This is a genomic window from Tepidimonas sp. (genome assembly GCF_036824975.1).
GTDB lineage: Bacteria > Pseudomonadota > Gammaproteobacteria > Burkholderiales > Burkholderiaceae_C > Tepidimonas.
Map to the genome: position 1 here is coordinate 14,858 of NZ_DAISZC010000011.1, position 22,125 is coordinate 36,982.

The following is a 22,125-nucleotide window of genomic DNA, read 5'->3' on the forward strand; positions in this document are numbered from 1 at the left end:
TGTCGCAGGCGGGTTTTCCCGCATCGTGGGGCCGGCCCGCGTTGCGCGCCGCAGACGCCCGGCCTTCGCTGCCGCGTCGCTGCGCTTCACTGCGGCGCCGCGTCCGTCAGGCTCGTCTATCATCGCGGGTGCCAGCGGTGCCGGCAGCCATGCGCTGTCGCAGTGGCGTTTACGGTGCCGCTTGGGGTTTCCAGTCGATCGTCTACACGCCTATTGTCTGCTGCCCGGCCATGGCCTTCGTTTTTTCCACCTGTGACCTGTGTGATGCCCACAAGGGCGATGACAGTGGTGCCTTTCGGGTCTTACCCCCGGTGTGGCGTTCTTTTGGGGGGCGCGGGGTGTTTGCCGGTCCGGTGAGCACGGTCAAGTGCCATGAGGACAACTCGCTCGTCAAGGCCGCGCTCGACGAGCCTGGCGCCGGCCGGGTGCTGGTGGTTGACGGCGGCGCCTCGTTGCGCCGCGCCCTGCTGGGCGGCAACCTGGCGGCGGCCGCTGCCCGCAACGGTTGGGCCGGGGTGCTGGTCGATGGCTGCGTGCGCGATGTGGCCGAGCTGGCGGCGGCACCGGTGGGGATTCTGGCGCTGGCGGTCATGCCGCTGCCAACCGACAAGCGTGGGCAGGGCCTCAGGGATGTCGCGGTCCAGATTCAGGGGGTGTGGGTGCGCCCGGGAGACTGGCTGTATGGCGATGCGGACGGGGTGGTGGTGGCCGCTCAGCCGCTCCACGCGCGATAAATCATGGCAGCGGCTACCCCCAGCAACGCCACGGCGAACACGCGCTTGAGGGTGGGCACCGGCAGCGCGTGGGCAGCCCGCACACCCAGCGGGGCCGCCAGCACGCTGCTGCTGGCCACCGCCACCAGCGCGGGCGCAAACACATAACCGAGTGACCCGGCCGGACGACCGGCCACATCGGCGCCGGCCCAGATGTAGCCGAGTACATTGGCCAGCGCGATCGGCAAGCCGAGGGCGGCGCTGGTGGCCACCGCCTGGTGCATCGGCACCCGGTGCGCCGTCATGAACGGCACGCTCAGAAAACCGCCGCCGGCGCCCACCAAGCCGGATGCGAAGCCGATCACGCCGCCGGCACCCACCAGGCCTGCCGTGCTCGGCAGCGTGCGGGTCGATGCCGCAACCCGTGCCCGGCGCAGCATCTGCAGCGCGGTCAAGCCGATGAAGATGCCGAACAGCAGCGCCAACCACCGCCCCTGCAGCCAGCGGAAGATGCCGCCGCTGGCCAGCGCCGCTCCGAGTACGATGCCCGGGGTCAGTCGCGCTACCAGATCCCAGCGCACGGCACCGCGCCGGTGATGGGCGCGCACACTGGAGATGGAGGTGAAGACGATCGTTGCCATCGAGGTGGCGATGGCCATTTTGACCGCCAGATCGGGCGCGATGGCGCGGGCATCCAGCACGAAAGTGATCACCGGCACCAGCATCATGCCGCCACCGATGCCCAGCAGACCAGCCAGAAAGCCGGTGATGAGGCCGATGCCGGCTAGTTCGACGAACAACAGGGGATCGAGCATGGCGGTCGGTGACGGTCACCCGGTCCCGATACCGGCGGGTGACCGATGCTGCGGCCGGCCTTGCCGCAGCCGCCACGCGCTCTTCGCCCATTGACTGCCCCGACCGGGGAGCGCCCCCGTCCTGCAGCGAACAGGGTGCGAGCTAAGCAGACGGGCGGCGCGGCGCATCGGGGTTGGGGGGGGGAAAGGGTGTCTGCCGAACCGCGGGCCGGCATCCTGAACGCGCAGGTTCAGGTGGGCGAGGGCAGCGCAGCTTCGGGTTCGTCTGACGCGAGACGATCGCGCCCACTGCGCGATGTACCAAGCCCGGGCTCTAGGAGCATTGGTTCAAGGAATGTAAAGCCCGGCGGTTGGCAGACGGCTCCATTGTACGCCTGATTGTGGTACGCCCGAATACGGCGCTGCCGGGGCCGATGGACCCGTTCCCCCGGTCTCATCCCGGGCCGTGCGGTCACAGCAGCCGGTCGTCCGCTGCCAGCGCCGCATCGATGCGGGCGATCAGGGTGCGCAGGGCGTCGTCCACCGCGGTCTGACCCGCCGGGGAGGCTTGCGCGCCCGCGCCATCGGCGCCCTCCGGGGTGCCGAACGAGGAATGGCGAAAGGCCAGCGCGGGATCGCGCTGTGAGGCTTCGAAGGCGATGTTGAGCGCCGCGAGCACGGCGATGCGGTCGCGCGCCTTGACCTTGCCGGCATCGCGGATGCGGCACATCGCGGCATCGACCTTGGCCACCGCTTCGCGCAAGGCCTCTTCGCCGTCCACCGGGCAGGCCAGCAGATAAGTCTGGCTCATGATCTGCACCTCGACCTGCTTGATCGCGGGTTTGTTCATGGGCCATCCTCCGCCGTCTCCAGCCGGGCGATTAGCGCGTCGAGCCGCTGCCGGGCGCTGGTGCACTGGGCCAGTAGCTGGTCGCGTTCCTGCCGCAGCCGCGCCACTTCGGCCTGCAGCAGCGCCTGGGTGCGCAGCAGCTCCTCGTGTCGCAGCAGCAGCCGTTCGACCCGCTGGGTCAGTTGTTCGATGATCGCCGGCGTCATGACCCCCGCATTGTAGGGTCCGCGCAAGCGATTGCTCTACAATGAGAGCACGTTGGTGCTCGCGGTGCGCGCTCGGTGCGCCGCAGTTAAACGGGAAGCTGGGGGGTGTCGCGCCGTACGCGCCCGATGCCTAACCAGCGCTGCCCCCGCAACGGTAAGTGGACGGGCCGCTTGGCGGTGGCCCCGCTTTCGCCCACATCGCCACTGGAGGCTTGCGTGTCTCTGGGAAGGCGGCGAAGGTTGCCTCCACCAGCCCGGATACCGGCCAACGGGGTGGCCGAGCGGTGCAGCCGGTCGGCCGTGACGTCCAGACACCGTCGGGGAAGGCGGTGGGGACACGATCGTTCGTGGCATACCATCATGAAAACGCCTCTTGCGCGCGCCGTCGTCGCCGCGCTTGCACCCGCCTTGCCGGCGGCCGTCCTTTCTTACCCCTCCCTCGTCCATGCTGCCACGGCGGCGCCAGAGACGGCGCTGACGCCGGTGGTCGTCAGTGCCAGCCGCGCTGAGCAGCCCATCACCGACGTCGTGGCCGACGTGACCGTGATCGACCGCGAGACCATCGAGCGCAGCGGCGCTGTGGCCATCGCCGATGTCTTGGCACGGGTGCCCGGCATCGCCATCAGTCGCAACGGCGGCCCGGGTACGACGACCAATGTGTTCCTACGCGGTGCCGACGGGCGCTTCACCGCGGTGTTCATCGATGGCGTGCGTGTCGATTCGCAATCCACGGGCGGGGCCACGTGGAACGCGATTGCGCTGTCGCAGGTGGAGCGTATCGAGGTGCTGCGCGGCCCGGCAGCGGCCCTGTACGGATCGGACGCCGTCGCCGGTGTGGTGCAGATCTTCACGCGGCAGGGTGCGCCGGGGTTTTACCCGGAGGTGCGGTTGGGGTTGGGCAGTGACGACACTCGGTCATTGGGCGCGTGGCTGCGCGGCGGTGGGGACGGTTTCGACTACGCTCTCGGGGTCAACGGGGAGCGCAGCGACGGCTTCAATGCCCGCCTGCTTGGCAACCCCGATCGGGACGGCTATCAGCGCGATAGCGCGTCGGCGCGGCTGGGGTGGCGGGCAGCGCCGGGACACCGGGTGGAGCTGTCGGCGTCGGCAACTACCCTGCATGCCGGCTATGACGGCTTCACTCCCGGACAGGATGACCAGAGCCACCACCGCCTGCAAACGCTGGGTTTGCAGTGGACGGCCGATTGGAGCTCCGACTGGCGTACCCGCCTGGGTCTGACGCGCGGTACCGACGTGTACCAGACCCGCCCCTCACCCTATCGGACGCAGACCCGTGTCGATACGCTGTGGCTGCGCAACGAGTGGCGGCTGCCGGTGGGTGTTGCCACCGTCGATTGGGAGCGGCGCGAGGATGTGCTGACCAATGCCAGCACCACGCCCGCCGATACCCGTCGGCACCAAAACGCGCTGGCGCTGGGCTACCGGCTGCGGCACGGGGCGCATACGCTGCAGCTCAATGCGCGGCACGATGACGACAGCGAGTTTGGCGGGCAGACCACGGGCCAGATCGCCTATGGCTTTGACCTCACGCACGCCTGGCGCCTGACTGCGTCGGCGGGTACCGCGTTTCGTGTGCCGACGCTGTTTCAGCGCTTCAGCATCTATGGCACGCCGGATCTGAAGGCCGAAAGCGCGCGCACCGCCGAGCTGGGCGCGCGCTGGCACTCCGGTGCCGATCGTCTGTCGGTGGTGGCGTACCGTAGCCGGGTGCGCAATCTCATCGACTACGTCAGCGGCCCGGGGCCGTGTGCCAATGGCACCGGTGCCTACCCCGGCTGCTACGCCAACGTCGGTCGGGCGCGGCTGTCGGGCATCGGTGTCAGTGGCGGCACGCGGCTGGGGGCGGTCAACCTGTCGGCATCGTGGGACGTGATGCAACCTCTCAACACCGTGACCGACAAGCGGCTGCCGCGCCGCCCGCGCACGCAGGCGATGCTGACCGCGGACACCACATTACAGGGCTGGCGTCTGGGTGGTGAGTTGCAGCGGGTGGGCAACCGCTTCGACAACGCCGCCAACACCCAGCGGCTGTCCGCTTACACACTGCTCAACCTCAGTGCCGAACGGTCGCTGGCGCGCGACTGGCGCCTGCAGCTGCGGCTGGACAACGTAACCGACCGCGACTACCAGCTCGCGCGCGGCTACGCGACAGCGGGGCGGACCGTGTTCGTCGCACTGGTCTGGACACCACACTAAACGCTCGGGCGAGTTGGTCCATGTCGCCGCGCACCGCGTCTTGCCCGGCGCTCCTGGTGGCGGCCCCCGCCTCCGGGCAGGGCAAGACCACCGTGACTGCCGGACTGGCGCGGTTGCTGGCGCGGCGGGGCAAGCGAGTGCGGGTGTTCAAGTGCGGGCCGGATTTTCTGGATCCGCACTGGCTGGCGCTGGCCAGTGGCCAGCCCGTGGACAATCTGGACCTGTGGCTCAATGGCGAGCGGGACGTGGCAGCGCGTCTGCATCAAGCAGCCTCCGACAGCGACGTGATCCTGATCGAAGGCGTGATGGGTCTGTTCGACGGCGAGCCCAGCGCGGCGGACCTGGCCATGCGCTGGCGCATCCCGGTGCTGGCGGTGATGGATGCCAGCGCCATGGTGGGCACGGCGGGGGCGTTGGCCTACGGCTTACGCCACTACCGCCCGGGGCTGCCGTGGGCGGGCGTGTTGGCCAACCGGGTGGCCAGCGAAGGCCACGCGGCCCTGGTTGAGGCCGCCGTCGAAGCCGCCCCCGACGGCGCGTCAGCCATGGGCTGGCTGGGGGCCTTACCCTGGCACGAGGCATTCGCCCTGCCCGAGCGCCATTTGGGCCTGTCCATGGCCGGTGAGCTGCCTGATGCGCAGGCCCGGCTAGACGCGGTGGCCGAGGCGCTGGCGCACACCCCGCTGGGAGCACAGGACGAGGCGGCTTGGCTGCGCTGGTCGGTGGCTTTTCCCCCGGTGGCCGAGGCGGACGAGCCGACGCCATCGCTGTTGCGCGGGCGCACGGTAGCGGTGGCGCATGACGCCGCTTTTGCCTTCATTTACCCGGCTAACCTGCAGACGCTGCGTGACTTGGGAGCGGAGGTGGTGTGGTTTTCGCCGCTGGCCAACGAGCCGCTGCCGGCGTGCGACGCGGTGTGGCTGCCGGGTGGCTACCCCGAGCTGCACACCGCGGCGCTGGCGGCGGCCACCCGTACGCGCGACGGCTTGGCGGCGCACGCAGCGGCGGGCCGTCCGGTATGGGCCGAATGTGGGGGCATGTTGGCGCTGTGTAAAAGCATCATACTGACCGATGGTGCGCGCATACCGCTGTGGGGGCTGCTGCCGGGCGAGGTGGTGATGCACAGCCGTTTGGCGGCCCTGGGACCACAGGCGTGGCAAACGCCACATGGCGAGTTGCGTGGGCATACGTTTCATTACTCTACGCTGCAGACGGCGATGGCGCCGGTGGCACACACCACGCCCGCGCGGGTTCACGGGCGCGCCGAGGCGGTGTACCGGCACGGCAGCATCCAGGCGAGCTACTTTCACGCTTGGTTTGCGTCCTCGCCTCGGGCCACGGCGGCGCTGTTTGGTGCGGAGGTGGCGGCATGAGGGTGCCTGACGCGGCAGGCCAGTCCGAGGGCGGTCGGTGCGGGGCGTCAGGCTGGGGCCCTCGGCGCATCGTCTGCCTGACCGAGGAGACCACCGAATGGCTGTACCTGCTGGGGCAAGCGTGGCGCATCGTCGGCATCAGTGGCTACACGGTGCGCCCGCGCCGCGCGCGCCAGGAAAAGCCCAAGGTCAGCGCGTTTCTGAGCGCCAAGATCGACCCCATCCTGGCACTGGAGCCGGACTGCGTGTTCGGATTTTCGGACCTGCAGGCCGATATCGCGGCGACCTTGATTCGCGCTGGCGTGCAGGTGACGGTGTTCAACCAGCGCAGCGTCGAGCAGATCTTTTCGGTGCTGTTTCAGGTGGCGGCGATGGTGGGCTGCGCTCAGGAGGGTGTGGCCCGCATCGCGGCGCTGCGCGCGGGGCTGCACGCCATCGAGGCCGACGTGGCGCAGCGGCTGGCGCTGGGGCGGCGGCGCCCGCGGGTATATTTCGAGGAGTGGGACGAGCCGCCCATCAGCGCCATTCGCTGGGTCTCGGAGCTCATTGGCATCGCCGGGGGCGAGGATATTTTCGCCGAATTGGCGCTGCAGCCGCTGGGCAAAGACCGCATCATCGCCGACCCGGCCGAAATCGTGCGCCGGCAACCCGACATTGTCATCGGCTCGTGGTGCGGCAAGAAGTTCCGGCCGGAGAAGGTGGCAGCACGCCCGGGGTGGGATACCGTGCCCGCGGTGCGCACCGGGTCGCTGCACGAGATCAAGTCGGCCGATATCCTGCAGCCCGGCCCGGCCGCGCTGACCGACGGCGTGGCGCAGCTGCACCGCATCGTGTGTGACTGGATGGATCGCCATGGCTGAGGCGGTGTGGCGGGAGCTGATCGTCGGCGGGCAAAAGAGCGGCAAGTCGGCGCGTGCCGAGCGGCTGGCGGCCGAGTGGCTGGCCGCTGGGCCGCAGCGGCGGGCGGTGCTGCTGGCCACTGCCGAGGCGCGCGATGCCGAGATGCGCGCGCGCATCGAACGCCACCAGCGCCAGCGGCTGGCACGCGTGCCGGCGTTGCAGACGCTGGAGGTGGGGGCAGACCTGCCGCAGCAGTTGGTGCGACACAGTTCGCCCCGTGCGCTGGTGGTGGTGGACTGCCTGACGCTGTGGCTGACGCAGCTGGGCTGGCCGGCGCAGGCCCCGGCCCAGCACCGCCCGGACCCGCCGGTGTGGGAGTCGGCCACCGAAGAGTTGGTGCAGGCACTGCGCGCCGTCAGCGGCCCGGTCGTGCTGGTCGGCAACGAGATCGGCCTGGGCGTGATTCCACCGGCCCCCGAGGTGCGTGGCTTCGTCGATGCGCTGGGGCGGCTGAACCAGGCGGTGGCGGCGGCGTGCGAGCGCGTGACGCTGATGGTGGCGGGCTGCCCGCTGGTGGTCAAAGGGGGCACACCGTGAGCGCATGGCGGCGGGTGCGGGCGTGGGCGCAGCGGCTGGTGCCGCGGTGGGTCGGGCTGCTGCGGTGGGGCGCACTGCTGTGGGCGGCCCTCGCGTGGTCGGGATCCTGGGCGCAGCCCGTCACCGTCGTGGACGACCGCGGGGTGGAGGTGCGCCTGGCACAGCCGCCGCAGCGCATCGTGACCCTGCTGCCCTCGTTGGCCGAGACGGTGTGCGAACTGGGCCAGTGCCAGCGCCTGGTGGGCGTCGATCGCTACACCACCTGGCCGCCAAGCCTGAAGGATGTGCCGCGCGTCGGCGGCGGGCTGGATCCGAACATCGAGCAGATCGTCGCGCTGCAGCCGGACGTGGTGCTGATGGCCACCTCGTCGCGCGCGGCCCAGCGTCTGAGCGCGCTGGGCATTGCGGTGGTGGCGGTGGAGCCGCGCACCCATGCCGATGTGCAGCGCGTGCTGCTCACACTGGGCCAGCTGCTGCAGGTGCCCGATGCGCAGCGCATCTGGCGTGCCATCGACGCGGCGGTGGGGGCGGCTGCGCAGGCGCTGCCGCCGGCAGCGCGCGGCGCGCGGGTTTACTTCGAGGTCAACCCCGGCCCATATGCGGCGGGCGAGCGTTCCTTCATCGGCGAGACGCTGGCACGGCTGGGCGCGCGCAACATCGTGCCGGCGGCCATGGGGCCGTTTCCCAAGCTCAACCCCGAGTACGTGGTGCGCGCCGACCCGGATGTGATCATGGTCGGCGCCCGCAGCGCCGACGCGCTGCGCCAGCGCCCGGGCTGGCACACCCTGCGCGCGCTGCGCCAGGGACGGCTGTGCGTCTTCAGCCCGCAGGAGTGGGACGTGCTGGTGCGCCCCGGCCCGCGCATGGGCGAAGCAGCGCGCCTGATGGCGCGCTGTCTGGCGCAGACGGCGCCGGGCGGCGCGGCTTCTGGAGGGCGGCCGTGAACGCGCGGCACGCCCAGGCGTGGCTGCTGGCGCTGGCGCTGGCAGCGTTGGGGTTGGTTGCGCTGGGGGTGAGCGTCGGCAGCACGGGGTGGGAAGGCTGGATTGGCCCGCTGTTCGACCCTGGCGCCGATGAGGCGGCGGCTGCCTTGGCGCGCCAGATCGTGTTCGACATCCGCCTGCCGCGCACCGTCGGGGCCTGGACGGCGGGTGCGTTGCTGGGGCTGGCCGGGGCGGTGGCGCAGGGGCTGTTTCGCAACCCGCTGGCCGACCCGTTCCTGCTGGGCAGTGCGGCCGGCGCCTCGCTGGGCGTGGCGTTGGCGCTGGCGGGTTGGGGTGGGGCCGCCGGCATGGTGGGCGCAGGGGCGTCTGGCGCAGCCATCAGCGTATGGTCGGGCAGCGTGTGGGTGCGGCTGGGTCTGACCGGCGCTGCCTTTGTCGGCGCGGTGCTGGCGGTGGGATTGACGCTGGCGCTGGCGCGTGGCGTGCAGCACACGCTGCGCCTGCTGCTGGCGGGCGTGGTGGTGGGGGTGGTGCTGGGTGCGGTCACGCAGCTGGTGCTGCTGTTTTCGCCCGAGTCGCTGCAGGCGATGCAGGCCTTCTTGCTGGGCTCCACCGGCTTCGTCGGCTGGGCCGCGGTGGCGCTGATGGCGGCGGTGTGGGGGCTGTGTGTGCTGGCAGCGGGCGCGCTGGCGCGCGGCCTCGACGGCCTGAGCCTGGGCGAGGCGACGGCGCGCAGCCTGGGCCTGCCGTTGGGAGCGCTGCGCGTGGGGCTGGTGGCGGTGCTGGCGCTGGCCACGGGGACCGCGGTGGCGCAGACAGGGCTGATCGCGTTCGTGGGGCTGGCCGCGCCGCACTTGGTGCGCGCCCTGGTGCGCACGACACACGGCTGGCTGATGGCGCTGGCCAGCGCCATGGGGGGGGTGCTGCTGCTGGCGGCCGACATCCTGGCGCGTGGTTTGATTGCACCGCAGGAGTTGCCCGTGGGGGTGCTGACGGCCGTGCTGGGCGGCGGCTATCTGCTGTGGCTGATGCACCGGCGCAGCCGCCAGGAGGGCGTGCGGTGAAGTCGGATGCCGGGGTGCGGGCCGACGGGACGGCGGCGCTGCAGGCGCACGATTTGCGGGTGTGCCTGGGTGGGCGTGCCGTGGTGCAGGGGGTGTCGCTGACCCTGCCACGCGGCCGCTGGACCTGCATCGTCGGGCCCAACGGCGCTGGCAAATCGACGCTGCTCAAGGCCATGGCCGGACTGCTGCCGCTCGACGGCGGTCGGGTGGAGTTGCTCGGGCGACCCCTGGCGTCGTGGTCGCGCCGCGAGCGCGCGCGCACGCTCGCCTGGCTGGGGCAAAACGAAGGCGGCCCCGCGGACATGACCGTGTGGGATGTGGCGATGCTGGGCCGGTTGCCGCACCAACCGTGGCTGGCAGCCCCCAGCGCCGCCGACCGCGCCGCGGTGGAGCGGGCGCTGCGTGCCACCGGCGCGTGGGACTGGCGCGCGCGGGCTCTGGGCGAGCTGTCCGGCGGGGAGCGCCAGCGTGTGTTGCTGGCGCGTGCGCTGGCGGTCGAGGCGCCCGTGACGCTGATGGACGAACCGCTGGCCAGCCTGGACCCCCCCCACCAGGCCGACTGGCTGGCGCTGGTGCGGGCACTGGTGCGCGTTGGGCGCACCGTCGTCAGCGTGCTGCATGAGATCTCGTTTGCGCTGCAGGCCGACGCCTTGGTGGTGCTGGCGCAGGGGCGCATCGTGCATCACGGTGCCTGTCACGATCCGGCCACCCACCGGGCGCTGGAGTCGGTGTTCGACCACCGCCTGACGGTGTGCGCCGTGCAAGGGCAGTGGGTGGTGCTGCCGTGTATGACCCCGCCGGACGAAGCCCCGTTGCCGTCCTGATGATCGAGAGGACCGCGTAACCATGACGATTGAAACACCACCCGCTGCCCGACCGTACGACAAGCCCACCGGCGATCGCCGCGGTCTGGTCATCATCTACACCGGCGACGGCAAGGGCAAGAGTACCGCAGCCTTCGGGCTGGCGCTGCGCGCGCATGGGCGCGGCAAGGCGGTCAAGCTGTTTCAGTTCATGAAGGTGCCCACGGCGCGCTTTGGCGAGCACCGCGCCTTCGAGCGGCTGGGCATCGCGATCGAAGGTTTGGGGGATGGCTTCAGCTGGAAGAGCCGCGATCTCAAGCACTGCGCCGAACTGGCGCGCGCGGGCTGGGAGCAGGCCCGCGCCGCCGTCCTTGGCGGTGAATACTTCCTCATCGTGCTCGACGAGATCACCTATCCTCTGCGCTATGGCTGGTTGCCGCTGCAGGACGTGATGCAAACCCTGCACGAGCGGCCGCCCCACGTTCACGTGTGTCTGACCGGGCGCCGCTGTCCGACCGAGCTCATTGCCATGGCCGACACCGTGACCGAGATGACGCTGGTCAAGCACGCTTTTCAGGTGGGCGTGCCGGCGCAGCGCGGTATCGAGGACTGACCCCATTGAGGACGACCATGAACCCAGTGATTGACCAACCCGTTACCCTGCAGCCGCGCCTGCGGCCGGTGGACGGTGCTGCCACGACGACCCACGCCGAGCCCGCACGCACAGCCGAACAGGGGACGACGCCGACCGACGGTGTGTCCCGTTGGCGCACTGACGAGGTGCTGGCGCTGTTGGAGCTGCCCTTGCCGGAGTTGCTCTACCGGGCCCAGACGGTACACCGCCAGCACCACGACCCGACACACATGGAGCTGGCCACGCTGCTGTCGATCAAGACCGGCGGCTGCCCGGAAGACTGTGCCTACTGTCCCCAGTCGGCGCACTACGACACTGGCGTCAAGGCCACCAAGGTGATGTCGCCCGAAGAGGTGCGGCAGGCGGTGCGTGCCGCCAAAGCGGCCGGCGCCACCCGGTTTTGTATGGGCGCGGCGTGGCGGGCACCCAACGACCGCGATCTGGAAAAAGTCGAGGCGCTGGTGCGCGTGGTCAAGGCAGAAGGGTTGCAGGCGTGCTGCACCCTGGGCATGCTGACGCAGACGCAGGCGCAGCGGCTGCGGGAGGCGGGGCTGGACTACTACAACCACAACCTCGACACCGCCCCCGAGCTGTACGGGACTATCATCACGACGCGCGACTACCAGGACCGGCTGCAGACCCTGCAGCATGTGCGTGACGCCGGCATCCGCGTCTGCTGCGGCGGCATCGTCGGCATGGGCGAGTCGCGTGCCGGACGCGCGGCACTCATCGCCCAGCTGGCCAACCTCGATCCGTACCCGGAGTCGGTGCCCATCAACCAGCTGGTCAAGGTACCCGGCACACCGCTGGCCGGGCAGCCCGATCTCGACCCGTTGGAGTTCGTGCGCACCGTGGCGGTGGCGCGCATCACCATGCCGCGCGCGAAAGTGCGCCTGTCGGCCGGGCGGCGTCAGATGGACGAGTCCACCCAGGTGCTGTGTTTTCTGGCCGGGGCCAACTCGATCTTCTATGGCGAGCGGCTGCTGGTGACCGGCAACGCCGACACCGAGGCCGACCGGCGGCTGCTGGCGCGGCTGGGTATGCAGATTGGCGAGGGTGCGGGGTGAGCCTGTTGCGGCGTCTGCGGCTGTTGGCTGCGTCTGCACGGGCGCGGCACGCGCCGCGTCTTGGCCGTGGTGTCCAGGGGGCAGTGCGTGGCATGGGTTGACGCAGGGACGGGCCTTGTCGGGCCGTTGCCGGTGGGGGTGATGGCCGCGGCGGTGGCGGTGGCGCTGGCCGCCGACCGATGGTGGGGCGAGCCCCCGGCGTGGGCGCATCCTGTGGTGGCGATGGGGCGCTACCTGCAGGTCATGGGGCGCTGGGCGGCGCCGCCCGCGGGCCAGCCGGCGACGGCCCGGGCGGCGTTGACGCGCGGCACATTCGCCTGGCTGCTGGGGGCCGGTGCCGTGGTGGTGCTGGCGGTGGGCCTTCAGGCTGTGGCGCTGGCGTGGCCATGGTGGGCACAGGCGCTGTGGCTGGGGCTGTGGCTCAAACCGCTGCTGGCGTGGCGGCTGCTGCGCGACGAGGTGGCGGCGGTCGAGGCGGCGCTGCGGCAATCGCTCGCGGCGGGGCGGGCGCAGGTGGCGCGGTTGGTCAGCCGCGACGTCGCGGCCCTGGATGAGTCCGGCGTGCGCGAAGCGGCGCTGTCCACATTGGTGGAGAACCTCAACGATTCGGTGGTGGCGCCGCTGCTGTGGTTTGCGCTGCTGGGCTTGCCCGGCGCGGCGCTGTACCGCTTTGCCAATACGGCCGATGCCATGTGGGGCTACCGGGGCGAGCGTGCCGGCCGGGACTGGACCTGGGCGGGCCGCTGGGCGGCGCGTGCCGACGATGTGCTGTCGTGGTTGCCCGCCCGGCTGACGGCGCTGCTGCTGGCACCGGGCCTGTGGGGGCGGGCGTGGCCGCGGCTGCGGGCCGAGGCGGGGCGTACCCCATCGCCCAATGGCGGCTGGCCGATGGCGGCGCTGGCGCTGCGCCGGGGGGTGCGGCTGCGCAAGCCGGGCGTATATGTGCTGCATGCGGCGGGGCGACGGCCCGTGGCTGCCGATACGCGCTGGGCGCTGCAGCGCTGCGGCCGGGTAGTGGGGGTGCTGGCGGCGGTCGCCGCCAGTGTGGCGCTGGGGTGGGCCGCCATGGCAGGGCTGGCTGCTGGCGGAGGCAGTGCGTGATGTTATGTTGGCCGCAGCAGCGCGAGCACGGCGGCCCCGATGCACAAGGGCCGGTGCGCTGGGATTTTTCCACCAACGCCAACGCATGCGGGCCATGCCCGACCGCGTGGCAGGCGGTGCAGCAGGCCGATGCGACCCGCTACCCCGACCCCAGCTACACCGCACTGCGCGCGGCGCTGGCGCGCTGGCATGGGGTCGCTGCCGCGCGCATCGTCATTTTGGCCAGTGCCAGCGAAGGCATTCAGCGCCTGACGGCGTGGAGCCGCTTGCAGGGGGCGCGCACCGTCTTCGTGCCGCCGCACGCCTACGGGGACTATCGGCACGCGGCGCAGGCCTGGGGCCTGCAACCGGTGGCGCAGCCGCAGCAGGCCGACTTGGTGTGGCTGTGTGACCCGGGCAGTCCGCTGGGCCAGCCCCAGGCGCGCCAAACCGTGGACGCCGCGCTGGCCGCGGCGGGCCGCCGCACCGTTGTGCTGGACTTGGCCTATGCCCCGCTGCGGCTGCACGGATCGCCGGTGGTCACCGACGCCGAGTGCGATCGGTTGTGGCAGCTGTGGACGCCCAACAAGGCCCTGGGGCTGGTGGGGGTGCGCGCGGCGTACGCGATTGCGCCGGACGGGGCGCATGCGGCAGCAGCGCAGCTGCAGGCGTTGGCGCCTTCGTGGCCGGTGGGAGCGCACGGCGTAGCCCTGCTACACGCGTGGACGTGGCCTGAAACGCAGCGCTGGCTGGCCGACAGCCGCGCCCGGCTGGTGCCGTGGACGGCGGCGCTAAAGGCGCGGCTACAGGCATGGGGCTGGATGTGCGCGCCCAGCGTGACCCCGTTTCTGTGCGCGCGCCCACCGCATCCGCTGCAGGCGCCGGTGCTGCGCACGCACGGCGTGCGGCTGCGCGACGCCACCTCGTTTGGATTGCCTGGCTGGTGGCGCATCAGTACCCAGCCGCCAGCGGCGCTCGACGCTCTGGAGCGGGCGCTGCAGGCTGCGCAGGGGACCGACGTGACAGGTCCGCGGGCGGGTGCGCCGACGCCCGAAGCGGCGGCGATGGTGGCGGCGCTGCAGGGTGCGGTTCGGGAGGGTCAGCTATGACCGCCCGCTGTGTGATGGTATTGGGCACCAGCAGCGGCGCGGGCAAGAGCTGGCTGGCCACCGCGCTGTGCCGCTACTACGCGCGACAGGGCTTGCGCGTGGCGCCGTTCAAGGCGCAAAACATGAGCAACAACGCCCGCGTGGTGCCGCTGCCCGATGGCGGGGCGGGCGAAATCGGCTCGGCGCAGTATTTCCAGGCGCTGGCGGCGGGAGTGGAGCCGCAGGTGCGCATGAACCCTGTGTTGCTCAAACCCGAGGCGGATACCCGCAGCCAGGTGATCGTGCTCGGGCGCGTCGACGACGGGCTGTATGCCGTGCCGTGGCGAGCGCGCAGCGAGCAGCTCTGGCCGACCGTCGCACAGGCGCTGGATGAGCTACGCGCCGCCTACGACGTCGTCGTCATCGAAGGCGCGGGCTCGCCGGCCGAAATCAACCTGCACGACAGCGACATCGTCAATCTGCGCGTGGCCCGGCATGCGCAGGCGCGGTGTGTGCTGGTGACCGATATCGACCGCGGCGGCGCTTTTGCCCATCTCTACGGCACCTGGGCGCTGCTGCCGGCCGATGTGCGGTCGCTGCTGGCGGGTTTCGTGCTGAACAAGTTCCGCGGCGACGCAGCGCTGCTGGCTCCCGGCCCGCAGCAGCTGCAGGACCTCACCGGCGTGCCCACCGTGGCGACGCTGCCGATGCGGCGCCAGCACGGGTTGCCCGAGGAAGACGGCGTCTTCGACGAGCGCGCCAGCGCCGCGGGCGTCGTGCACACCACGGTGGCCATCGTCGCCTATCCGCGCCTGAGCAATCTGGATGAGTTTCAGCCACTGAACAACGTGGCTGGCGTGCGCTTGGTGTGGGCGCGCTGCCCGGCGGATTGTGCGGGGGCCGACTGGATCATTCTGCCCGGATCCAAGGCCACGGCGGCCGATCTGGCTTGGTTGCGCGCGCAGGGGCTGGATGCGGCGGTGGCGCACCACGCCGCCGCAGGCAAGCCCGTGCTGGGCATTTGCGGCGGGCTGCAGATGCTGGGCGAGGCCCTGGTGGACACCCAAGGCATCGACGGCAATGCGCCCGGGCTGGGATTGCTGCCGCTGGTGACGGTATTTGAGCGCGACAAGATCGTGCGCCGCACCACCGTCCGCTTCGGGGCCTGCCACGGGCCGTGGGCACGCCTGTCGGGGCTGGTGGTCAGCGGCTACGAGATTCACCACGGACGCACCGATGAGCACCCGGCGCTGGCGGCGCCGCCCGGTTCTGTGGTGACCCCGGTGGCGGGACTGGCGTGGCAGAACGCCGCCGGCAACGTGCTGGGTGTGTATCTGCACGGTCTGTTCGAGGATACCGGGGTGCTGCAGGCGCTGTTTGGCGCGCAGGCACGCCCGTTGTCGTCCGTCTTCGATGCGCTGGCTGACGTGGTGCAGCGCCACTGGGTGCCGGGCGGTCTGCAAGCCCTCATCGAGCCGTGATATCCGTTTGTCCGGCGCTTTGCGCCTCCACTCTGACGAAAGGATGACCGATGAAGCCGACTTTGCCCGACGTACCGGATCTGCACGACGCCGCGCTGGCCGCGCGGCTGCAGGCGCTGCTGGATGACAAGACCAAGCCGCAGGGGGCGCTGGGCCGGCTGGAAGCGCTGGCGCAGCGCATCGGGCTGATTCTGGGCAGCGAGGCCCCGCTGCTGCGTGAACCCCAGCTGGTGGTGTGTGCGGCGGACCACGGGCTAGCGGCGCACGGGGTGTCCGCCTACCCCAGCGACGTCACGTGGCAGATGGTGGAAAACTTCCTGGCTGGCGGAGCGGCTGTCAGCGTACTGGCGCGCCAGCATGCGCTGGCGCTGACGGTGGTGGACTGCGGCGTGCGCCATGCGTTTGCGCCCCGGCCCGGGCTGGTGGACGCCAAAGTGGGCTGGGGCAGCGCCGACAGCAGTCAGCAGCCTGCCATGAGCCCCGAGCAGTGCGCGCGCGCCGTGACCAACGGCATGGATCTGGTGCGCGGCCTGCCGGGCAATGCGCTGTTGCTGGGCGAGATGGGCATCGGCAACACCTCGGCGGCGTCGCTGCTGATGAGCCGTTTGACCGGCCTGGACATCGCCGACTGCACGGGTGCCGGCACCGGGCTGGACGCCGACGGCGTGGCGCGCAAGATCGCCGTGCTGCGGCAGGTGCTGCTGCGCCATGCGCAGGCCAGCGAGCCGCTGCAGGCCCTAGCGGCCTTTGGGGGGTTCGAGATCGCCACCTTGGTCGGCGCCGTGCTGCAGGCCGCTGCCGAGCGGCGCGTCATCGTCGTCGACGGCTTCATCACCAGCGCCGCGGTGCTGGTGGCAGCACGCCTGCGTCCCCACGTGCTGCAGCGCTGCGTCTTCGCGCACCGTTCGGGCGAGCGTGGGCACACCCTGCTGCTGGCGCATCTGAAGGCCGAACCGCTGCTGGACTTGGGGCTGCGGCTGGGCGAAGGGTCGGGGGCGGCGCTGGCCTGGCCGCTGCTCGTGTCCGCCTGCGCCATCCTGCGCGACATGGCTAGCTTCTCCTCAGCCGGAGTGTCGCGTCGCGCGGCCCATGCAACGGTGTGAGCGCGTGCTGCGCGGTGGCGGTCCATGCCATGTGCCGGGTCGCAGTGCAGGGGGCGGTGTGCACGAGACACCGTGCCAGTGCAGCCGTGTCGTGAGCGGTGTACGGGAATTGGGCAGTTATGGGATCGGCAACCGCAGTGGTCCGCAACGGGTGATGGAGGATGAGGGGCGTGCAGGGCATTCGACACTTTTTGGTGGCGGTGCAGTTTTTCACCCGCATCCCGGTTGCCGGGCGGTTGGCAGCGTGGGTGGGCTACTCTCCTGCCATGCTGCGCGCCAGCGCAGCGCACTTTCCGGGCGTGGGCTGGTTGGTGGGGGCGTGGTGCGCGGGCGTATTTTGGCTGGCAGCCCACATGTTTGGCACCGCTGACGCAGGGGCGTGGGTGGCCGCCGTCTTGAGTACCGCGGCGGGCATCGGGCTCACCGGTGCGTTTCACGAAGACGGCCTGGCGGACACCGCCGACGCCTTGGGTGGCCACGTCAGCCGCGAGCGCGCGCTGCAGATCATGAAGGATTCGCGCATTGGCAGCTACGGCGCGGTCACGCTGGTGCTGGCACTGCTGCTGAAGGTGGCATTGCTGGCGTGGCTGAGCGCCGCCGCCGGCGCCGCCGCGGTTGCCTGGGGATTGCTGGGCGGGCACGTCACCTCGCGCGCGCTGCCGCTGCTGACCATCGCCACGTTACCCTATGTCGGAGACGCGCCCGGCTCGAAGAGCAAGCCGCTGGCCGACCGCATCGGCGCCGATGCGCTGGCGGTGGGGATGCTGTGGTGGGGCGCCGCGTTGGTCGCGCTGGCCTGGGGTGCGCCCGCATGGCCGTGGATGGCGGCCACGCTGGGGGCGGCCCTGGGCTGGGGGTGGATGTGGCGCGTGACGCGCCGGCGCCTGGGCGGTTTTACCGGTGACACGCTGGGCGCCACGCAGCAGGTCAGCGAACTGGGATGGTGGCTGGCGGCGGTGCTGGCCGCCGCAGGCTGGGGGCTGTGATGAGTGGCGTGAGCGAGCCGACCGTCCCAGCCTGGTTATGCAGCCGCTGGCGCGCAGGCCGGGGCAGCGGATGCGGCGGGCGATGACGACCACGCTGTGGCTGGTGCGCCACCCGGCGCCGCAGATGCCGCCCGGCCGGTGCTACGGTCGGCTCGATGTGGCGGCGGATGCAGCTGCGGTGGAGGCGGCCGCGCAGCGCTGGCACGCCCGCCTGCCACCCCGGGTGCGCTTGGTTGCCTCGCCCGCGCGGCGCGCGCATGCCCTGGCCGAAGCGCTGCGGCAACGGCGCGCGCTGGCAGCGCCTGTGGCGGTCGACGAGCGCTTGCAGGAGCTGGACTTCGGGGCGTGGGAGGGGCAGCCGTGGACGGACATTCCCATGGCCGAGCTGCACGCCTGGTGCGCTGACTTTGCCCATTACCGCCCCGGTGGCGGGGAGTCGGTGGCGGCACTGCTGCAGCGCGTGCGCTCGGCGCTGCGCGACGCGCGTGCCGCTGCCGCCAACTTGGCGGTGGCTGGCAAGGCCAGCCCAGCCGGGGCACCGCAGGCGCTGGTCTGGATTACCCACGCGGGCGTGATTCGCGCCGTGCGCTACACACTGCGCCATGGCGCACGGGCGCTGCCTGCTGTGGCACAACACTGGCCGCGGCGGGCACCGGCATTCGGCGGCGGCCTGCGGATTGACCTGACGGCTAGGGACTTTCCCTAGGTTTGTGGCTGTAGCGTCCGTTTCTTCAGCGACGTGTAAGCCAGCACTCGGATAGTGGGCGGCAGCAACATTGCGCGGCCCTGCGCAGTGGGCTACGTCGGCGGTTTCATCCGCTTGTCCATTGTGTGTGTATCCGAGGAGAGTCTGACATGTCCCAAGACAGCAACGCCCGGGCCTATTGGTCGGCGACGCTGGGGCTGCTGGCCAAGGTGTTGGTCATCTGGTTCCTGGTCTCGTACGGCGCCGGCATCCTGTTCGCCGATGCCCTCAACGGTATCAAGCTCGGTGGCTATCCGCTGGGCTTCTGGTTTGCCCAGCAGGGCTCCATCTACGTATTCATCGCGCTGATCTTCTGGTACGCCAAGAAGATGGGCGAGATCGACCGCAAGTTCGGCATGGCCGAGGACTGAGGAGCGCACGATGAGCCTGCAACTGTGGACCTATCTGGTCGTCGGCGCGACGTTTGCGTTGTACATCGGCATCGCCATCTGGTCGCGTGCCGGCAGCACGTCAGACTTTTACGTAGCCGGCGGCGGCGTGCACCCGGTGACCAACGGCATGGCTACCGCCGCCGACTGGATGAGCGCGGCCTCGTTCATCTCGATGGCGGGGCTAATCTCCAACATGGGCTACGGCGGCGCCGTATTCCTGATGGGCTGGACCGGCGGCTATGTGCTGCTGGCCTGCCTGCTGGCACCGTACCTGCGCAAGTTTGGCAAGTTCACCGTGCCCGAGTTTATCGGTGACCGCTACTACTCGCAGGCGGCGCGCAACGTCGGCGTTATCTGTCTGCTGGTGGCCTCCATCACCTACATCATCGGTCAGATGACCGGCGTGGGCGTGACGTTCTCGCGCTTCTTGGGCGTCTCCAGCGACATGGGCATTTACATCGGCATGGCGATTGTCTTCGCCTATGCGGTGTTTGGCGGCATGAAGGGCATCACCTACACCCAGGTGGCGCAGTACATCGTGCTGATTTTGGCGTACCTGGTGCCGGCCTTCTTCATTTCGCTGGCGCTGACGGGCAACGTGCTGCCGCAGCTGGGTTTGGGGTCTGACCTGAAGGGCACCGACGTGTCGCTGCTGGCCAAGCTCGACCAAGTGGTCAAAGACCTGGGTTTTGCCGAATACACCACCGCGGTGGCCGGCAGCAAGCTCAATATGTTCTTCTACACCGTGTCGCTGATGATCGGCACCGCGGGTCTGCCACACGTCATCGTGCGCTTCTTTACCGTGCCCAAGGTGGCCGATGCGCGCTCGTCGGCGGGCTGGGCGCTGGTGTTCATTGCGCTGCTGTACACGACAGCCCCGGCCGTGGGCGCGATGGCGCGCCTGAACCTGATCGGTACCGTCAACACCGCGGTCGGTGTCGAGCCCGATCCGGCCGGTGGCATCCGCGTCAACGCCGAGCGGGTGAAGGCCGGAGGTGACGTGCTAGCACCCGAGGCCGCGCTGCCGTACGAGCAGCGCCCCGACTGGTTCAAGCGCTGGGAAAAGACCGGTTTGCTGAAGTTCGAGGACAAGAACGGCGACGGCCGCATCCAGTTCTACAACGACAAGACGGCCAACGCCGACGTCAAGGCCAAGGCGGAAGCCGCCGGCCTCAAGGGCAACGAACTCACCGTGAACGCCGACATCATCGTGCTGGCCAACCCCGAAATCGCGCTGTTGCCCAACTGGGTCATCGCGCTGGTGGCCGCCGGTGGCCTGGCGGCGGCGCTGTCCACCGCAGCGGGGCTGCTGCTGGCCATTTCGTCGGCGATCTCGCATGACCTCATCAAGGGCGCCATCAACCCCAACATCAGCGAAAAGGGTGAGCTGCTGGCGGGCAAGATTGCGATGGCCGGTGCCATCGTGGTGGCGGGCTATTTGGGGCTCAATCCGCCGGGTTTTGCCGCCGGAACCGTCGCGCTGGCGTTCGGGATTGCGGCCTCCACCATCTTCCCGGCCCTGATGATGGGTATCTTCAGCAAGAAGGTGACGGGTGCTGGGGCGATTGCGGGCATGTTGTCTGGCTTGTTCGTGACGCTGTTCTACGTGTTCGCGCACAAAGGGATCTTCTTCGTCAAGGGCACCGAGTACCTGAATCTGATTGGCGGCGCCAACAGCTTCTTTGGCATTACGCCCGAGGCGTTCGGGACCGTGGGCGCGATCGTCAACTTCGCGGTCGCCTATGCGGTCAGCGCGGTGTCCAAGCCGGTACCGTCGCACATTCAGGCGCTGGTGGAGTCGGTGCGGGTGCCTAAAGGCGCCGGCTCGGCCGTGGCCCACTGACGCCATCGCGGAGCGCCGCGCTGCGGCGCGGCGCATCCGTCGACGACAGCCCCATCGGCGCAGCCGAGGGGGCTTTTTCGATGAGGACGCAATGGTCAGCATCTATCCGATCAAGATTTTGTTTTTCCTGGCACTGTTTCCCGTGGCATTCTTCTGGCTGCGGCGTGCGTGGCGCATTGCGGTGCGCCGGGATTTCTCCGAGGTCGCGCTCAAGAAGGGTGAACCGCCGGCGCAGGCCGAGCGCTGGGCCCCCTACGAATTGGCGATCAACCTGGTCGGCGGCGGCGTGCTCGTTGGCGTCATCGCGTCGGTCATCATGGGGTGGCTGGCTTACCAGGAGTGGGTGGCCATTGCCGGGACGACGCTGTGGATGAAGATCTTCCTGTCGTTTGCGCTGGCGCGCCATGCCCACGGGATCGGGCAGCCCATGGTGCGGACCTGACGGCGCGCCGCTGGCTCACCGCGGTGCTGCCCGGCACCATGGCGGCGATCGCGTCGTCGGCGATCATGGCCAGCCCATGGAGTGGCGAGGCGCCCCAGCTGGCCCAGTGGATCGTGGCGGGCCGGCTGGCGCAGCAGCAGGGTGATCTGTCAGGCGCTGCCGCCCACTACTGCAGCGCAGCCCGTTTTGGCAGTGGCGAGGCCCAGTTCCGGCTTGCGCTGCTGTATCTGCAGGTGCCGTCCGAAGCCGCGCACTGGGAGACGGCCGTGGCCGTGTTGCATGTGGCCGCACAGCAGGGCCACGCCCTGGCGCAGGTCGAGCTCGAGCGGCTCGCCCATCGTGGTGTGACGGGCAGCTCCTTTGGCGCGTTACCCGCGTGTCTCAGCGGCGGCGATCCGCCGCGTTTCGGTGTGGCGGCGCTACCGGCCCCGCCCAGCGTCGCCGTGCCGCAGCCTCCGGTGTCCCACGAGGCCGTGCAGCGCTATGTGGCGGCGCTGCCTGCCGAAAAACGCCGCCACGCGCAGCTCATCCAGAGGCTGGCGCCGCGCTATGGAGTGGACGGACGACTGGCGCTGGCCATCGCCCGGGTGGAATCCTCTTTCGATCCGTCGGCGGTGTCGCCGCGCAACGCGCGCGGCCTGATGCAGCTGATGCCCGAGACGGCCGATCGGTTCGGTGTGCGAAACCCGTTCGATCCCGAGCAGAACGTGCGCGGCGCGCTGGCTCACCTGCGCTGGTTGCTGCAGCGATTCGATGAGGACGTGGCCCTGGTGAGCGCCGCCTACAACGCCGGCGAGGGCATGGTCGAGCGCTACGGTGGCGTGCCCCCGTTTCCCGAGACCCGGGCGTATGTGCAGCGCATC

Annotated in this window: 23 protein-coding genes and 1 riboswitch; of the genes, 20 read left to right on the top strand and 3 right to left on the bottom strand. The window is 70.3% G+C overall.

Annotation, left to right across the window (positions count from 1 at the left end; genetic code table 11):
* The first annotated feature begins 230 nt into the window (after positions 1-230).
* Entirely contained in the window at positions 231-734 is a 504-nt protein-coding gene (rraA, locus tag V7Z54_RS02510; RefSeq protein WP_334134122.1) for a ribonuclease E activity regulator RraA, read from the top strand.
* Here rraA and V7Z54_RS02515 read toward each other — a convergent pair.
* From V7Z54_RS02515 to V7Z54_RS02525, 3 genes are all read right to left on the bottom strand, one after another.
* The gene (locus tag V7Z54_RS02515; protein ID WP_334134123.1) at positions 713-1,528 is read right to left on the bottom strand and encodes a sulfite exporter TauE/SafE family protein; all 816 of its coding nucleotides are present in this window, start codon (positions 1,526-1,528) and stop codon (positions 713-715) included. The two genes, rraA and V7Z54_RS02515, sit on opposite strands and share 22 nt — an antisense overlap.
* 451 nt (positions 1,529-1,979) lie before the next feature.
* Complete coding sequence (locus V7Z54_RS02520; RefSeq protein WP_443082411.1) at positions 1,980-2,342, bottom strand: cell division protein ZapA; 363 nt, start codon at positions 2,340-2,342, stop codon at positions 1,980-1,982.
* An 11-nt stretch (positions 2,343-2,353) separates the two neighbouring features.
* The gene (locus tag V7Z54_RS02525; protein ID WP_334134125.1) at positions 2,354-2,563 is read right to left on the bottom strand and encodes a DUF904 domain-containing protein; all 210 of its coding nucleotides are present in this window, start codon (positions 2,561-2,563) and stop codon (positions 2,354-2,356) included.
* Positions 2,564-2,599: 36 nt separating this feature from the next.
* Positions 2,600-2,847: riboswitch (cobalamin riboswitch) on the top strand.
* Between the two features lie 76 nt (positions 2,848-2,923).
* On the opposite strand from V7Z54_RS02525, the gene V7Z54_RS02530 reads away from it, so the two are divergent.
* From V7Z54_RS02530 to V7Z54_RS02620, 19 genes are all read left to right on the top strand, one after another.
* Positions 2,924-4,780 (top strand): TonB-dependent receptor domain-containing protein, encoded by a 1,857-nt coding sequence (locus V7Z54_RS02530; RefSeq protein WP_334134127.1) that lies wholly within the window; start codon positions 2,924-2,926, stop codon positions 4,778-4,780.
* A 20-nt stretch (positions 4,781-4,800) separates the two neighbouring features.
* Positions 4,801-6,153: a cobyrinate a,c-diamide synthase gene (locus V7Z54_RS02535; RefSeq protein WP_334134129.1), complete on the top strand. Its 1,353-nt coding sequence runs from the start codon at positions 4,801-4,803 to the stop codon at positions 6,151-6,153.
* Positions 6,150-7,013: an ABC transporter substrate-binding protein gene (locus tag V7Z54_RS02540; RefSeq protein WP_334134131.1), complete on the top strand. Its 864-nt coding sequence runs from the start codon at positions 6,150-6,152 to the stop codon at positions 7,011-7,013. Before V7Z54_RS02535 ends, V7Z54_RS02540 begins: the two co-directional genes overlap by 4 nt.
* Positions 7,006-7,590: a bifunctional adenosylcobinamide kinase/adenosylcobinamide-phosphate guanylyltransferase gene (locus V7Z54_RS02545; RefSeq protein ID WP_334134133.1), complete on the top strand. Its 585-nt coding sequence runs from the start codon at positions 7,006-7,008 to the stop codon at positions 7,588-7,590. Before V7Z54_RS02540 ends, V7Z54_RS02545 begins: the two co-directional genes overlap by 8 nt.
* A gap of 74 nt (positions 7,591-7,664) precedes the next feature.
* On the top strand, positions 7,665-8,534 hold the full coding sequence (locus V7Z54_RS02550) for an ABC transporter substrate-binding protein (RefSeq protein ID WP_334134148.1): 870 nt from the start codon (positions 7,665-7,667) through the stop codon (positions 8,532-8,534).
* Entirely contained in the window at positions 8,531-9,598 is a 1,068-nt protein-coding gene (locus V7Z54_RS02555) for a FecCD family ABC transporter permease (protein WP_334134134.1), read from the top strand. Before V7Z54_RS02550 ends, V7Z54_RS02555 begins: the two co-directional genes overlap by 4 nt.
* Positions 9,595-10,422: an ABC transporter ATP-binding protein gene (locus V7Z54_RS02560; RefSeq protein WP_443082409.1), complete on the top strand. Its 828-nt coding sequence runs from the start codon at positions 9,595-9,597 to the stop codon at positions 10,420-10,422. Before V7Z54_RS02555 ends, V7Z54_RS02560 begins: the two co-directional genes overlap by 4 nt.
* A gap of 22 nt (positions 10,423-10,444) precedes the next feature.
* Complete coding sequence (cobO, locus tag V7Z54_RS02565; RefSeq protein WP_334134135.1) at positions 10,445-11,014, top strand: cob(I)yrinic acid a,c-diamide adenosyltransferase; 570 nt, start codon at positions 10,445-10,447, stop codon at positions 11,012-11,014.
* 17 nt (positions 11,015-11,031) lie between these two features.
* Positions 11,032-12,102, top strand: a complete 1,071-nt coding sequence (gene bioB, locus V7Z54_RS02570) for a biotin synthase BioB (protein WP_334134136.1) — start codon at positions 11,032-11,034, stop codon at positions 12,100-12,102.
* A gap of 141 nt (positions 12,103-12,243) precedes the next feature.
* Positions 12,244-13,203 (top strand): adenosylcobinamide-phosphate synthase CbiB, encoded by a 960-nt coding sequence (cbiB, locus tag V7Z54_RS02575; RefSeq protein ID WP_334134150.1) that lies wholly within the window; start codon positions 12,244-12,246, stop codon positions 13,201-13,203.
* The gene (locus tag V7Z54_RS02580; protein WP_334134138.1) at positions 13,203-14,291 is read left to right on the top strand and encodes an aminotransferase class I/II-fold pyridoxal phosphate-dependent enzyme; all 1,089 of its coding nucleotides are present in this window, start codon (positions 13,203-13,205) and stop codon (positions 14,289-14,291) included. Before cbiB ends, V7Z54_RS02580 begins: the two co-directional genes overlap by 1 nt.
* Positions 14,288-15,751: a cobyric acid synthase gene (locus V7Z54_RS02585; RefSeq protein ID WP_334134139.1), complete on the top strand. Its 1,464-nt coding sequence runs from the start codon at positions 14,288-14,290 to the stop codon at positions 15,749-15,751. Before V7Z54_RS02580 ends, V7Z54_RS02585 begins: the two co-directional genes overlap by 4 nt.
* Positions 15,752-15,801: 50 nt before the next feature.
* The gene (gene cobT / locus V7Z54_RS02590; RefSeq protein WP_334134140.1) at positions 15,802-16,854 is read left to right on the top strand and encodes a nicotinate-nucleotide--dimethylbenzimidazole phosphoribosyltransferase; all 1,053 of its coding nucleotides are present in this window, start codon (positions 15,802-15,804) and stop codon (positions 16,852-16,854) included.
* 170 nt (positions 16,855-17,024) lie between these two features.
* Positions 17,025-17,840 (top strand): adenosylcobinamide-GDP ribazoletransferase, encoded by an 816-nt coding sequence (locus V7Z54_RS02595; RefSeq protein ID WP_334134141.1) that lies wholly within the window; start codon positions 17,025-17,027, stop codon positions 17,838-17,840.
* Positions 17,841-17,922: 82 nt separating this feature from the next.
* The gene (locus tag V7Z54_RS02600; protein WP_334134142.1) at positions 17,923-18,546 is read left to right on the top strand and encodes a histidine phosphatase family protein; all 624 of its coding nucleotides are present in this window, start codon (positions 17,923-17,925) and stop codon (positions 18,544-18,546) included.
* Between the two features lie 149 nt (positions 18,547-18,695).
* Positions 18,696-18,956, top strand: a complete 261-nt coding sequence (locus tag V7Z54_RS02605) for a DUF4212 domain-containing protein (protein WP_334134143.1) — start codon at positions 18,696-18,698, stop codon at positions 18,954-18,956.
* 10 nt (positions 18,957-18,966) lie between these two features.
* On the top strand, positions 18,967-20,820 hold the full coding sequence (locus V7Z54_RS02610; protein WP_334134144.1) for a sodium:solute symporter family protein: 1,854 nt from the start codon (positions 18,967-18,969) through the stop codon (positions 20,818-20,820).
* Between the two features lie 91 nt (positions 20,821-20,911).
* A complete protein-coding gene (locus V7Z54_RS02615) occupies positions 20,912-21,262 on the top strand; it encodes a hypothetical protein (RefSeq protein WP_334134146.1) in 351 nt (116 codons plus the stop codon).
* A gap of 23 nt (positions 21,263-21,285) precedes the next feature.
* Positions 21,286-22,125, top strand: an 840-nt coding sequence (locus tag V7Z54_RS02620; protein WP_334134147.1) for a lytic transglycosylase domain-containing protein, incomplete at its 3' end; no start/stop codon positions are given.